Source organism: Desulfovirgula thermocuniculi DSM 16036, from assembly GCF_000429345.1.
GTDB lineage: Bacteria > Bacillota > Desulfotomaculia > Desulfotomaculales > Desulfovirgulaceae > Desulfovirgula > Desulfovirgula thermocuniculi.
Genome location: NZ_AUBR01000016.1, coordinates 43,774 through 56,963 on the forward strand (window position 1 = coordinate 43,774; position 13,190 = coordinate 56,963).

General features: G+C 62.0%; 17 protein-coding genes and 1 pseudogene. 4 read left to right on the forward strand and 14 right to left on the reverse strand.

What is annotated here, in order from left to right:
- Positions 1–59 precede the first annotated feature (59 nt).
- Positions 60–1,091, forward strand: coding sequence for a lysylphosphatidylglycerol synthase transmembrane domain-containing protein (locus G454_RS0105460; protein ID WP_027717787.1), 1,032 nt, complete (start codon positions 60–62; stop codon positions 1,089–1,091).
- Positions 1,088–2,773, forward strand: a complete 1,686-nt coding sequence (locus tag G454_RS0105465) for a phosphatidylglycerol lysyltransferase domain-containing protein (protein WP_169719317.1) — start codon at positions 1,088–1,090, stop codon at positions 2,771–2,773. Before G454_RS0105460 ends, G454_RS0105465 begins: the two co-directional genes overlap by 4 nt.
- A 346-nt stretch (positions 2,774–3,119) precedes the next feature.
- Here the strand turns inward: G454_RS0105465 and G454_RS17915 are convergent, their stop codons facing one another.
- The 6 genes from G454_RS17915 to G454_RS0105495 form a co-directional block, all read right to left on the reverse strand.
- Positions 3,120–3,737 carry a plasmid pRiA4b ORF-3 family protein gene (locus G454_RS17915; protein WP_051275937.1) on the reverse strand — a complete coding sequence of 206 codons (618 nt, stop codon included), beginning with the start codon at positions 3,735–3,737 and terminating at the stop codon, positions 3,120–3,122.
- A 78-nt stretch (positions 3,738–3,815) separates the two neighbouring features.
- Positions 3,816–4,496, reverse strand: a complete 681-nt coding sequence (locus G454_RS21375; RefSeq protein ID WP_156896674.1) for a homing endonuclease associated repeat-containing protein — start codon at positions 4,494–4,496, stop codon at positions 3,816–3,818.
- A gap of 12 nt (positions 4,497–4,508) precedes the next feature.
- Positions 4,509–4,853, reverse strand: coding sequence for a hypothetical protein (locus G454_RS0105480; protein WP_027717790.1), 345 nt, complete (start codon positions 4,851–4,853; stop codon positions 4,509–4,511).
- Positions 4,843–6,030: a DNA polymerase IV gene (gene dinB, locus G454_RS0105485; protein WP_027717791.1), complete on the reverse strand. Its 1,188-nt coding sequence runs from the start codon at positions 6,028–6,030 to the stop codon at positions 4,843–4,845. The genes G454_RS0105480 and dinB overlap by 11 nt, the downstream gene beginning before the upstream one ends.
- 74 nt (positions 6,031–6,104) lie before the next feature.
- The gene (gene lexA / locus G454_RS0105490; RefSeq protein ID WP_027717792.1) at positions 6,105–6,698 is read right to left on the reverse strand and encodes a transcriptional repressor LexA; all 594 of its coding nucleotides are present in this window, start codon (positions 6,696–6,698) and stop codon (positions 6,105–6,107) included.
- 90 nt (positions 6,699–6,788) lie between these two features.
- On the reverse strand, positions 6,789–7,046 hold the full coding sequence (locus G454_RS0105495) for a hypothetical protein (RefSeq protein ID WP_027717793.1): 258 nt from the start codon (positions 7,044–7,046) through the stop codon (positions 6,789–6,791).
- 376 nt (positions 7,047–7,422) lie between these two features.
- Between G454_RS0105495 and G454_RS0105500 the strand changes: the two genes are divergently transcribed.
- The gene (locus G454_RS0105500) at positions 7,423–7,665 is read left to right on the forward strand and encodes a CopG family ribbon-helix-helix protein (protein WP_027717794.1); all 243 of its coding nucleotides are present in this window, start codon (positions 7,423–7,425) and stop codon (positions 7,663–7,665) included.
- Positions 7,662–7,979: pseudogene (locus G454_RS22855) on the forward strand (putative toxin-antitoxin system toxin component, PIN family); the annotation flags it as partial. The gene G454_RS0105500 and the pseudogene G454_RS22855, both read left to right, overlap by 4 nt.
- Before the next feature lie 166 nt (positions 7,980–8,145).
- Here the strand turns inward: G454_RS22855 and G454_RS22335 are convergent.
- The 8 genes from G454_RS22335 to G454_RS0105540 form a co-directional block, all read right to left on the reverse strand.
- Complete coding sequence (locus G454_RS22335; RefSeq protein WP_027717795.1) at positions 8,146–8,784, reverse strand: hypothetical protein; 639 nt, start codon at positions 8,782–8,784, stop codon at positions 8,146–8,148.
- A 92-nt stretch (positions 8,785–8,876) separates the two neighbouring features.
- Positions 8,877–9,242, reverse strand: coding sequence for a hypothetical protein (locus G454_RS0105510; protein WP_027717796.1), 366 nt, complete (start codon positions 9,240–9,242; stop codon positions 8,877–8,879).
- Between the two features lie 6 nt (positions 9,243–9,248).
- A complete protein-coding gene (locus tag G454_RS0105515; protein WP_027717797.1) occupies positions 9,249–9,521 on the reverse strand; it encodes a hypothetical protein in 273 nt (90 codons plus the stop codon).
- Between the two features lie 55 nt (positions 9,522–9,576).
- Positions 9,577–9,840 carry a stage V sporulation protein S gene (locus G454_RS0105520; RefSeq protein ID WP_027717798.1) on the reverse strand — a complete coding sequence of 88 codons (264 nt, stop codon included), beginning with the start codon at positions 9,838–9,840 and terminating at the stop codon, positions 9,577–9,579.
- Positions 9,841–9,888: 48 nt separating this feature from the next.
- Entirely contained in the window at positions 9,889–10,503 is a 615-nt protein-coding gene (locus G454_RS20295; RefSeq protein WP_027717799.1) for a stage II sporulation protein M, read from the reverse strand.
- On the reverse strand, positions 10,500–11,654 hold the full coding sequence (locus G454_RS0105530) for a type IV pilus twitching motility protein PilT (protein ID WP_027717800.1): 1,155 nt from the start codon (positions 11,652–11,654) through the stop codon (positions 10,500–10,502). Before G454_RS0105530 ends, G454_RS20295 begins: the two co-directional genes overlap by 4 nt.
- A 122-nt stretch (positions 11,655–11,776) precedes the next feature.
- Positions 11,777–12,847 carry a lytic transglycosylase domain-containing protein gene (locus G454_RS22860; protein ID WP_051275939.1) on the reverse strand — a complete coding sequence of 357 codons (1,071 nt, stop codon included), beginning with the start codon at positions 12,845–12,847 and terminating at the stop codon, positions 11,777–11,779.
- A 75-nt stretch (positions 12,848–12,922) separates the two neighbouring features.
- Positions 12,923–13,190, reverse strand: a 268-nt coding sequence (locus tag G454_RS0105540; protein WP_027717802.1) for a hypothetical protein, incomplete at its 5' end; no start/stop codon positions are given.

A 13,190-nucleotide genomic window follows, 5' to 3' on the forward strand; every position in this document is an offset into this window, starting at 1 on the left:
GCAAGGCTCTGGAGTGAAATGGATGTGTTCACAGTCGATTAATAAGGAGTACTCCACCTATGAACCATCTCAGAGGTCCTGACTTTGCCATTTCCTGGTCCAGGCTGGTATACGCGGTAGCCCTCTTTTTGGCTGCTGGTTTTGCGGCCACGCACTTGGGCCGGGCCCGGGAGATCTGGCAGGTATTCCGGCGCGGTACCTGGGGGTGGACGGCTGTTGCTGTCCTCTTGCAGCTGGCATTTTTGTTAAACCAGAGCGCCTTGTACAAAGCCGCCTATCAGATGGCCGGGTTGCCCCAGGGCTTTAAGAAGCTCCTCATGCTGGTAACGTCATCTGCCTTTGTTTCTGCGGTTATCCCGGGAGGCACCCTCTCAGGTGCGAGCGTGATGATTTATGACGGGCTGAAGCAGGGCTGGGATTTTTCTCGCGTATTGATAGCCAACCTCATCTTTTACCTCTTTGACTACCTGGCTTTTCTGGTGCTGCTGGCAGTAGCCCTGCTTTACCTTTTCTTGCGGGGCAGCCTGCAACAGTATGAACTCTTAGCTACCGCCTTTCTTCTGCTTCTGGTGTGCGGGCTGTTTTTAATTCTTTTCTTCACCGCTACAAGACCGTCAACCGTTTTGAGTTTGAGCGGCAAGCTAAGCCGCCTCGCCGGCCGTCTCTTTCCTCCAACTGCCCGTAAACTTTCGGACTGCGATAAAAAGGCTGAAGAGTCCGTTTGGCAGCTATCCAAAGCTTTAAAAGCCGCTGCTTATTGCCGTCCGGTTCTCTTGCGGGCGGTTCTTCACGCTCTCTTGATGGACGGGATCTCTCTGTTGCAGGTGCAGGCCTTCTTTCTTGCCTTTGGTCAAGCCCCCGGTCCGGGCTGCCTTATCGCCGGCTACGCCATCGGCGTGTTATTCATGATTGTATCCATTACTCCGCAGGGGGTAGGCATTGTAGAAGGGGCCATGACCACGGCTTACATCTCACTTGGAGTTCCGCCTGAGCAAGCCGTTCTGGTCACTTTCAGCTACCGTGTGCTGAGCCTCTGGCTCCCAGTAGTTTTGGGCTTCGCGTGCATGAAAAAGGTGGTGGCGAGATGGTGAGCAGCCGCTTTTCCTCCTTTCCCAAGCACTACTTGGCCGCTATTCTTGTGGGCCTGCTGGGGACGGGTAACATTCTTTCCGCCTGGCTCGTTTACCACCCGACCCGCCTTTTCTGGCTAAAGCATCATCTGCCCTGGGCAGTGCTGCGGGGTAGCTGGCTCGGTAACGTGTTTGCGGGGAGCGCGGAACTGTTTCTTTCCTGGAGTCTGGGGCGCCGCAAAGCCCAGGCCTGGCGCATCGTCGTGCTTATGTTACTTGTCTCTACCGCAACCAGCCTCTTGCGGGGGCTAAACTACGGCCAGGCAGTAGTTAACTTCTCCATCCTGGTGATCCTACTGGCCCTAAGGACCGAGTTTACCGCGGCCAGTGACCCGCCTTCGGTCCGCCACGGCCTGGTCACCCTGGCAGGTACAATGCTTTTCGCCTACCTTTACGGGCTTTTCGGCTTTTACCTTTTGGACAAACACTTTCACCAGCATTTTGACTTTGCCGAAGCCTCCCGCCAAACCATTGCTTTTCTGCTCTGGTCAAGCACTCCGGCACTGGAAAGGCCCAACAGGCTGGCCCGCTGGTTTCTGGACTCCCTGGCCGCCATCCAGGTTCTGGGTACGATCTACGGGTTGATCATGGTCCTGCGCCCGGTAATTTACCGCCGCACCGTGCTCCCAGCGGAAAGGAAAAGAGCAGCCGAAATCGCCAAAAGATACGGCCGCTCTTCACTGGCCCACTTGACGCTGTTACCGGATAAAATTTACTACTTCAGCCGTTCCGGAAATAGCTTTGTAGCCTATACCTTGGTGGGGAACATAGCTCTTGCGCTGGGCGACCCCATTGGACCGGAAGAGGAAATACTTCAGGTTATCGCTGAATTTACCACTTACTGCGGCAGGAACGACTGGCACCCGGCGTTTTATCAGGTTCTCCCGGATTACCTGTCCGCTTACGAAGCCTGTGGCTACAAAATCCTCAAAATCGGCGAAGAAGCAGTAGTGGACCTGCACAACTTTACTTTAAGCGGCAACAAGCAAAAGAGCCTCCGCCAGGCAGTAAACCGCATGGTACGCAAGGGTTATACTACGGAACTGATTCACCCTCCCCTGAGCGACGAGATATTAAAACAGCTAAGAGAAGTTTCCGACCAGTGGTTACGGAATCAGGTGGGCGGGGAAAAGAGGTTCTCCTTGGGTTGGTTTGATCCGGCATACCTGAGGGAGTACCCGGTTATAGTGGTCAGAGACGCCGGAGGTCGCATTATGGCTTTTGCCAACATCATCCCCGAATACCAGAAAAAAGAGGGAACTATCGACCTCATGCGCCGCAAAGGGGGAGAAAACGGCCTGATGGACCTGATGTTTGTGCGCCTGATCGAGCACTTTAAAGAACAGGGGTACGATACCTTCAATTTGGGCCTCTGCCCCCTGGCAGGGGTAGGTGAGGAGCCCGGGGCCAGCCTGCAGGAAAAGACCGCACACTTCTTCTACCACCACTTCAATAAGCTTTACGCCTTTAAGGGGCTGCGCCGCTTCAAAGAAAAATTTGCTCCCCGCTGGGAGCCGCGCTACCTCGCTTATCCAAACCCGCTGCTACTGCCCAAAATTGCCTTGGCCGTAGTCACAGCCAATGCCGGAGGCAGTCTGTGGAGCTATGCCAGAGCCTGGTGGGAAAAGCGCAAGCTAGCTTAAAAGAGACCGTCGCAAAACCGAAGGAAAATAGTAAGTCATAACCCTTTAACCAACTAGAATTAACATTATATGGAAATCAGGCTTTTATGGAAGAGCTTACCACAGCAAATCACCATCTTTAGTACCAGTATCAGGTAACCGAGCCCTTGAAAAAGGCAGAGAAACCCCTTATTCCTAGGCTGCTGCGGCTTTAACTGCCCGCTTGACAGCAACTGCTAAGTACACCCACCGCTTGAAGTTTACCGCCAGGGCGGTGAAAATGGCCTGAAGCCTAGTTTTACCAGCCCCCAGTAGCGGGCACGTCGTAGCCCGTGCCAGCGGGCCAGCTCACCGTTTTTGGGCTCAATTAAAGCACGCCCCGACCACAGGTGCTGTGGGATCGTATCACCTTCGCCAGCGCCCGGTTTACTTCCTCAATGGAGAAATATTCCGGATCAAACTTCTTCCCGCCCGTATCTTTCTCCGCCCAGGCAAGGTAATCGTCGTACTCCGGGTGCCCGGGGTCGTTGATGACGCGCAGGAAATCTTCGTAACCCGAGACTCCCCCCACGTCCTCCGGCGGCCTGTGGCGGGCGCCAGCGATGCATACCGGGTAACGCTGCCCTTCTTCGGCGGGGAGTATCTTTTCCAGAACTACCTCATGCCGCCAGTTGTCCCCAAAGTCGTAAGTATAGACACACTTCTTTCGCTCGCAAAGGAGGGCGTCGATTTTCGTTCTTTTGGCATTCAGCTCTTTTGCCCCTCCGTAAAGTTCTCCCGGGGCGTAATCGGGGTCGGGAACGTGCACTACCACGTCACCGAAGTTAAACTCAAACAGGTGGTAGTCCTGCCAGCCAAAGGCGGCCTGAATGATTTTGTGGAGCTTGTAAAAAGTAATGCCTGCCGGCACCAAAACCCGCCTCCAAATGGGGGGCTTGATCTCCTCTAAAGTTATCTTAAGCTGGTATACCAAATTTGATCCCATAAACAAACCTCCTCACCTATTAACCGTCACCACGTAAGGCGGAACAGGCCAGTGAAGGGGCGGTTTCTTCAATTTATGTTAAATTTGTTGCTCCCGGACGAAAGCCCTGCCCGTAAGCCTCCTAACCGCTCTCCTTGAGGCTTTTATTACCATTTTGTTCGCTTCGTTCACCTCGCACCCCGCCGCGCGGGCCGCCGCCGCGAGGCTCCCCAGTTCGAGCGCCAACTCCAGGAGCCGCGCCGCCTCCTCCCCCAGGGCGACCCTGACCGCCACCCTCTCCGGGAGCATGCCGCGGCACGGCTGGCTCGCCAGCCAGGAAGCCGCCGCGTAGAGCGCCACGCTGGTTGGAAGAGACACCAGACGCACGCCCTTCTCCTGGCAGACCTCCCGGAGCAGGGCTTTCCTGGTGTCCGGCGGGAGGCCGCACCCGGAAAGGTCCCTGACGAGCGCCACCGCTTCCCTCTCCAGGAGGAACTTCCTCCCCGCCAGGGCCTCCTCGAAGAGCCTGCGAACTTCGGCGCGGGCTTCGCTCAGGCGCTTCTGCTTCGCCGTGGGCAAATCGCTCAGCCCGGCGGCCTCCACGGCGGCCTCGAGGGAACCGAAGAGCCTGTAGTACACGTGCTCCCGCGGGCAGCCCGCCTCCCTGCCAGCCTTTCCTCTCAGGTCGGCTGCCGTCGGCCGCGACCCCCCAAGAATCTCCGAGAGCCGCCTGAGTGCAGCCAGGCATTCCTCTCTGGTGTGCTTCGTTCTTCTGAGCATAAAAACTTCCCCTTAGCGCGCAGAATACATCCTGTTGGTTTTCGACGCCACCAGCGCCTTTTTCCTGCACCGCGGCAGGAACAACCCGCACGCTCGGGCCTCCGGGTCACCGTGGGAAAGCACCTCCGCCAGGCCCTCTCTTCCTGCCTCCTTTAACACTTCTACGGCGTGCAGCTCCTCCGGAACCGCCCTCTCCAGAGTACTGTAACGGGGAAGGCCAACAACACAGCCCCACTGCACCTCTTCCCTCCCCCGGATTTTGACCAAAAAGCGGCAGTCGGCACACCGCTTTATTGCCTTTTCCCGCATCTCCGGTAGGATGATGCGGTGCCCTTCCCACAGCCGGTTATCCCGCATACCGCACCCCCGCCCCCGTTAAAGACGCCGCCCGGAAAATGGCCCTCTCCCCGAACCTGCTGCGGATGTAGTCGCAGGCCCGCTCAACACTCTCCCACTTCTCCCTTCCCTCAAAAAGGGTGAGCTGCCGCGGGGGGCCAGCAGCCAGCCCGGCTAGGGCCACCCCCACCGTGCGCACGGGCCAGCCCTCCGGCCAGTGCCGTTCCAGCAATTCCACCGCCGCCCGGTAGACGTCCGCGGCCAGGTCGGTGTACGCGGGAAGGGTCTTCATGCGCGAAAGGTAAGCAAAATTAGCGTCCTTTAAGGACAGCACCACCGTCCTTCCCGCGTAACCACCGCCCCTGGCCCTTTCGGCCACCTTCTCGGCCAGCTCCAGGATGACCACCTTTATCTCCGCAAGCCGGTAGTAGTCCCGGGGCAAAGTCACCTGCTGCCCGATGCTCTTAACCCTTTCCAGCGAGTGGGGGTCGACGGGGCTCTCGTCAATGCCGTTGGCGCACCGCCAGAGGACTTCGCCGTAAACCCCGAACCGCATCCGCAGGATTTTCACCGGGAAGTTGGCCAGGTCGCCGATGGTGTGGATGTTCAGGAACTTTAAGTGCCGCTCGTAGCGGGGGCCGACGCCGAAGAGCTCCCTCACCGGCAGGGGCCAGAGGCGTGCGGGCACGTCCTCGTGTCTCAGCACCGTGAGGCCGTCGGGTTTTTGCAGCTCCGCCGCCATCTTGGCCAGGAGCTTGTTCGGCCCTATGCCGACGCTGCACGTCACGCCCACTTCCTCGCGGATGCGCCTTTTGAGGGCCAGGGCTATATCCACCGGGGAACCGAAGAGCTTCTGGCAGCCGGTGACGTCCAGGAAGGCCTCGTCGATGGAAAACGGCTCCACCAGGGGCGTGAAGTCCCGCATGATGCGCAGGATGCGGGTGGAAAAGTGCACGTAGAGGTGGTGCTGGGGCTTGATGAAAACACCCTCCGGGCAAAGCCGACGGGCCTCGTGCACGGTCATACCGGTTTTTACGCCCTTAGCCTTGGCCTCGTAGCTGGCCGCCAGTACCACCCCGTGGCGCTTCTCTGGATCACCGCCCACAATGACCGGCCTGCCCTTCAAAGTAGGGTCCAGGGCCTGGTGGACGCTGGCAAAGAAGGAGTTCATGTCGGCAAGGAGAATGGCCCTCTCCAAAGCGAAAACCCCCTCGGCAGAGAACGCGTGTTTGGTACTATCTTAGACCAAACACATGTTCCTTGTCAAGGGGGTTAGTACTTGCGGAGGAGGGACACGACTTTGCCCAAAATTTCTGCACTGTCGGTGATAATGGGTTCCATTGTGCGGTTTTCGGGCTGTAGCCTGATGTGACCGTTTTCCCTGAAAAAGCGCTTGACCGTGGCTTCCCCGTCTACCAAGGCCACCACGATGTCGCCGTTCTCGGCGGTCGGCTGCCTGCGGACGACTACGACGTCCCCTTCCAAAATCCCGGCCTCCACCATGCTGTCGCCCCTAACCCGGAGGGCGAAAAATTTGCCGCTGCCCAGGAGGGAAGCCGGAAGGAACAGCACGCCCTCCCAGTTCTCTTCGGCCATCACGGGAACTCCCGCTGCCACCCTTCCCAAAAGGGGTACGCTCACCAATCGCTCTTCTGCTCCCTCTGCGACGACCAACGCACGCGGTAGTGTGGGGTCGCGGCGCAGGTAACCTTTCTGCTCAAGACGCCTCAGGTACGAGTGCACGGTGGAGGTCGAGCTCAGTCCTACCGCCCTGCCGATTTCGCGGACGGTGGGTGGGTAACCCTTTTCGTTGAGATGCTCTTTGATGTATTCAAGAATTTGCGCCTCCCGCCTGGTCAACTCCAACGCTCATCACCTGCCCGGGGTAAATTATACCATCGAAAATGCGTTTTGTGAACTGGTGTTTGATGTTCCTGCATAAAAATGGCATATTTTTTACGCCTCTCCCATTCCGGCTTCTCTCCTCCACCGCCGCTTCTCTTCGGCCCGGGCGTCCCGGTACTTCGGGCCGCGGCACAGGCGGCACGAGCAGACCAGGTTCCACTTGGAGAGCCTTCCGGAGTTTTTCCTCGCCCACTCCAGGTATTCGTTGAAGAACCTCCACCCGAAGAGCACAAACTTCGCCAGCCCCAGACGCCGCCTTATCACCCTGCGGCGGTGGTGAAAAACGTGCCCCCTATCGTGACGCCTCACGATTAGCACCTCCGTATGCAGCGTGCGTAGAATCTGGCACCGCAGACTTCCCGTCGGTGCCGGGAAAAAAGAGAAGGGAGCGGCACCGCACCCAGGCGGTCTTGCCGCCCCCCTCCGCGCCTTCCGGCCGCCAACCCTACTTCAAGTTCTCTAGCGGCACCGGTTCAACGTTTCTGTATAGTGACACATCCCTGATGACGATGGCCTTCTTCGTGCCCTGCAGGCTCGGTACATATACACAGTACGGCATACCAACTGCCGCTACTCCCAGGAGTGGGATCAGAACAAGCATCAAATTCTTGACACGTCGCAGTGTTGGTGCTAGAGTAATACTAAGTAATACACACCCCTTTTAACAATTTGGAAGGTGATTAGAATGCGGGAAACAGTAGTCTGGACTATCTCCCTGCCCCCTCAGATGGCGGAGAAAGCAAAGGCCCTAGCCAAACTCGAGAACCGCTCTAAAAGCGAGCTCGTCCGAGAAGCGCTACGTCAGTATATGGCCCTTCGGGAATGGGAGCAGATGCAGGCCAAGGCCTCCCTTAAGGCACAGGCCCTGGGGATAACGGACGAAGCCAAAGTAGAAGAGATTGTTGAGGAAATACGGCAAAGGCAATGAAGGCAGTACTGGACACGAACGTACTGATCTCCGCCCTCCTGTTCCCTGGCGGGGCCCCTGACCGGGTATTCAGGGCCGCCCTGAGGGGCCATTATGAGCTGGTGGTCAGCCCTTTCATCATCCAGGAACTTGCCCGCGTGCTCGAAGAGAAATTCGGATACTCCGCTGAAGAGGCAGGAGCTGTAGCAGGGTTTGTTGAAAGCATCGCCTCGGTAATTGTAGAGCCATCAGAGGTTCCGGAGATAATCACCAGCAAGAAGGCAGACAACGAGATACTAGCTTGTGCTCTGGAAGCCAGGGTAGACTACCTGGTCACCAGCGACCTAAAGCATATATATCCTCTCCAGAGCGTGGGCAATGTAAGAATAGTTTCCCCTTCTGAATTCCTAGCCATCCTTCGATCGGAGGGCAAGGCTGTTCTCTTGAGCACTGATGCCCCCTCCTTACTTTCCCCCCCCCAGGATAAACAGCAACAAGCACTCACATCCGGAAAGCTGGTAACAGCGCCACCGCCCTTTCTACAGACACGTACGGTCCGCACCGGGTGCCGGGACCGCCCTCCAGGCGGTGCCCCCGGATCAGGTACAGCCATCCCGGACGCAGTTTGGTGTGCTCCGGCATAACCAGCGCGTAGCTCTTCCGGACGAGGTAGCACCTGGAGGGAAGAGGATCTCCGAGCGTGCAGATCCGCGTCCAGGTGACCAGCTCCCAGTTCGGCTCCATCGCTTCTCTACGCACCACCACGCCCACCAGCTTGACCGGCTCTCCTATAATCCACTCCTGCGATGCAGTATCCCTTCCCGGTCGCAAGTGCTTCGGATAGTTCTCGGAGAGGAGCTGGGGCATGTCCGCCCGGATGCCGCTGCTGACGAGCCTCCCATCACCGGCTTTTCTGGCAAAGTACCAGTAGTCGCTCATTTCGTCCTTAACGATGGTGTAACCGTCGACCGTCTCCCACCCGTGCGCCCGCTCGTCGCCCCACTGGCGGGCGAGGAACTTCGCGCCGTCGGGCTGGACCAGTTCCACCGCCCCCGGGTAGGCGGGGACGCCGCAGGCTGGCCGGGCCAGGGCGAGGACCAGGAGAACGGCGAGGAAAAAGGCACTACCCTTTTTGCGCATGGTTTTTGGCCCCCCTTTCCAACGCACACAGGCAAAAAAAGGCGGGGCGGCCCGACCGCCGACCGCGGTAGCCGCCCCGCTCCTCCGCCCCGCTACAGGCCCGACAGCGCACGGGAGAGCTCCCGCAGGCCTCGCTCCGCCTCGCCAGTCAGGGCGTCCAGCGCGCCTATGTTGCCGGGGCCGCCGCAGGGCACGCCCAGGGCTTTGCATGCCACGGTGCAACCCCAGTCCACGGCCTTCCAGAGGGCGCCGGGCTGGGACAGGAAGGCGAAGGCCGCGGCGGCGGCGACGGCGTTGGCCGCGAAGCCCGCAAAGCGCCCGAAGACGGGGGACAGCAACGCCCACAGTAGCGCCCGGAGCGCGGCGAACGCCAGCGCCAGCACCGGCAGGGCGAAGGCCAGCTTCTGGAGCTGGTAGAAAGCACCCAGAAGGTCAGAGAGGCCGAACACATCGCCCACTCTCTCTCACCACCTTTCCACCAGGACTTTCAGCCAGGCGCAACCCAGGAGGCTGACGGCCGCGCCGGAGAGCAGGGCGAAGGGCCACGCCAGCCAGGTGAGCCACGCGGCCCGCGAGGGTTTTATCTCCCGCAGCCAGTGGGCCGTGGAGAAGACGCCGCCGCCCAGGACGACGGCGTACCAGGTTAGAAACCTCTCCGGCCCCGCGGCCAGGTACGTCGGCCCCGCCAGGAGGCCGAGTACCGACGCCAGGGCCAGCTCGCGCTTCTCCGGGGACATCTCCGACCACCGCCTTCTGAAAAAGATGGGGGCCACCGCCTTGGTGCTTCCCTTCCTACCGGAATACGTGGAACTTTATGGCCGTCAGTTCGGTGCCGTCTTCCCTTGCCAGGGTCTCCCACGCGGGTACCATCTTGAGGTCGTAACCCAGCGGGGCTACCAGACCCCTCGCCACGGCCATGGCCTTCACAGCCTGGTTCACCGCCCCGGCGCCTATCGCCCGGAGCGTGACTTCCCCCTCGCTCCCCTTGAGCACGTGATAGATTGCCCACGCGAGCTTTTTGGTGTCGGTCTTAGTCGAAACTTTGAACGTTTCCAAGGTTCTTTCCCCCTTTTTCTGATTCTATCAGCAATTTTTCACCCCGGCCTAACCCGCCAAATTCATCACCGCTGGCGTCACCCACGCCTCCAGGACCGCCGCAGCGGCCAGGAGCGGCAGGACGACCCGCAGGAAGAGGTCCTTCTTCTCGCCCGCCGCGGCGCCCGCAACGCCCGCCCCGCAGGCGATGAACAGCGCCGAAAGCTCCGGCACGCCGTGGGGGATCAGTCCGGCTAGTAATAGCCGCGTGCTTATGCCGGAGGCGTGCAGGTGCGCGCACACTCCAGCCAGCACGGCGCCGTTCAGCGCCAGCACGGCCAGCGGCAGGAGCCTGCCCGCCCACGGCGGCCGCCACGTGAGCAGCCGCAGGAGCCTTCCCGGCAGGCGCAATCTTTCCAACACCCTCCTGACAAACCTGCAGGGGAAGTCTACTATCTGCTCGGCGAAGAGGGCCATGGCCGCCACCGAAGAGTTTTTGGCTAAGAAGAACGCCGCCAGCAGGAAGTCCCTCCCCTCCAGGGGCCGCACCAGGCCCGCCACGTCCTCCAGCACGGGTTCCAGGAGGTCGGGGCGGCGGGCCAGCCACGGGCCGCCGATCAGCGCCGCCAGGGCGAAGACCGCCAGCGCGGAGAGCCACCAGCGTAAGAGGGTTTTCGGCCTCACGCCAGCCCGCCTCCCCCGAGGTACCGCGCGAAGAGCTTCGGGTCGACCGCCCGCTCCTCGGCGTCTTCCCTGCCGACCAGACCCATCAGGACCAGGTCGGCCAGCGCCCTGTCCATCAGCACCATGCCCTCCGAGGCCCCCGTCTGGATGGCCGACGGTATCTGGTGCGGCTTGCCCTCGCGCACGAGCGCCCTGACGGCGTGCGTGGCCACCAGCACCTCCACGGCGCAGACCCTGCCCCTGCCGTCCTTCCTCGGCAGGAGTTGCTGGGACAGCACCCCCTGGAGCACCCCGGCCAGCTGCACCCTGACCTGCTGCTGCTGGTGCGGCGGGAACACGTCGATGATGCGCTCCACGGTCTCCGCGGCGGTGTTGGTGTGCAGGGTCGAGAGCACCAGGTGGCCCGTCTCGGCGGCGGTTATCGCCGTGGCTATCGTCTCCAGGTCGCGCATCTCGCCCACCAGTATCACGTCCGGGTCCTCCCGCAGGGCCGCCCGCAGGCCCTCGGCGAAGCTCTCCACGTCCTCGCCCACCTCGCGCTGGTTGACCACCCCCCTGGCGTGGCGGTGCATGTACTCTATCGGGTCCTCCAGGGTGATCACGTGCCGCTCGGACGTGAGGTTGATGTGGTTGACCATGGCCGCCAGCGTGGTGGACTTGCCGGAGCCCGTGGGGCCGGTCACAAGCACTAGGCCCCTGGGGAGTTCGGCGAACCTGCGCATGACCGCCGCCGTGCCCGGCGCATGGGGGAACAGCTCGTCCAGCGTGGGTATCCTGCTGGAGAGCACCCTGCAGGCCGCCGCGTAGTTGCCCCGCTGGCGGTAGACGTTGACCCGGAAGCGCGAGAGGCCAGGCACGGAGTACGCCAGGTCGGCGCTGCCCTTCGCGCTAAGCCTCTCCGCGTGCCTCTCGTCCCGCACCAGAGAAAATGCCAGTTCCTTGGCCCTGACGGAACCGATGGGCTGGCCTGCGTCCGGCCAGACCTCCAGTAGCGCCAGCGCCTCGGCGCGCGCCTCCGGCGGGCCGGACCCCGCCAGCTCGTCCAGCCGCCAGAGCCTGCCGTGCAACCGCAGCACCGGCGGCGTGCCCACCGTCAGGTGCAGGTCCGATGCCCCGCACCTCACCGCCAGCGCCAGGAGGTCGTCGGCCAGGCTCCTGCCCCGGTAGGGCCGCCCGCCGCCGTCCCGCTCTTCCGGCTGCGAAGTCCCGCGTGCGGGGATCGGGCCGGATCTAACCGCGCCCACCTCCAACACCTCGGTCAGGTCGTAGATCCTCAAGAGCTGTCACCCCCCAGCCTTCCGAAAATTTTGATCACCCTCCGCACGTACTCCCGGGTCTCCCGGTAGGGCGGCACGCCGCCGTGCCTCTCCACTACGCCCGGCCCGGCGTTGTAGGCCGCCAGGGCCAGGTCCAGCCTGCCGCCGAACCTGTCCAGGAGGCTGCGCAGGTACCTGGCCCCGCCGCGCACGCTCTGCGCCGGGTCGAAGGGATCGGAGACGCCCACTTCTCTGGCCGTGCCGGGCATGAGCTGCATCAACCCGAGCGCGCCCTTCGGCGACACCGCCCGCGGGTCGAAGCCGGACTCCGCCGCCGCCACGGCCTTCAGCAGCCGCGGGTCGAGGCCCGTCTCCCTGGAGGCCTCCTCGAAGAGCGGGTCGAGGTGCGGCGGGGGTGCTGCTTCCCCGCTCCCGGGGGCCTCCGGAGCCCCGTCCTCCTGCCCCGCTTCCCTCCCGGCCGCTTCTTCCTCCGCCAGCCTGGCCAGCCGTATTGCCTCCGCCAGCCTGGCGCGCTCTTCCTCCACGGTTCCGGCCTCGGCGGCGAACCGCGACGTCTCCGGCCACAGCAGGGCCACGGGGTCGAGGGTCATGCCGCCCCTCTCGGCCCGCAGGACCACCGGCCCCCCGGCGGCGCCCAAAAGATCGCCCGGTCGAACAATATCGCCCGGCTCAACGAACACCTCCGCCAGTCCCGCGTACTCCAGGAGCAGGCCGCCGCCGCACCTAACGGTTACCCTGCCGCCATCGACGGCCTCCACCGTGCCCGCCAGCGCCGCGCCCACCGCGGGGCTACCGAACTCCACCAGCGCGGAGTCCCTGTACGCCCCGTTCTCGCCCAGTCCGTAGTGGGCCAGCACGCGGGCGGGCTTCGCCTCCGCGGGAGCGGTTGGAGCGGGCGGCCTTGCGACGCCACCTCTGGAGATTTCTGCCGCGGGCGGACGCGTAACCGCGCTTCGGGCTACGGCGGACTCGGCGCCGCCCTTCGCCAGGGAAGACCACGCCAGCACCCCGGCCAGTACCAGCGCGGCGGTAGAAGTGGTAGCGACTCGCCTGATCTGCTTCCGCAACCGATCACCTCCTCCGCAAAAGAAAAAGGCCGGAGAGAAGGCTGCTCTCCCCGGCGAGCTTGCAGTTCGAAAACCTCAGAGCCGCTGTTTTCGGCTTCTCGTGCTGGTCTCCGGTCGCGGGTGCCGTCCCGCTTGCAGGAGTTTCTTGCAGTCCCGTACGAAAGCCTCAAAGAGGGCGGGCGCCTCAGCGGCCAAGGAACTGTCCAGCACCTTGAGGCCGCGGATCTCCAGGTGGAAGTTTTCCCGCAGCTTTTCCCACCTGCGCTCGATGGCCGCCAATCGGGGTGCGAGCAGGGATGCCTGCTCCAGCAACGGTCCCTTCCTCTCCCTGTACACCACGGCC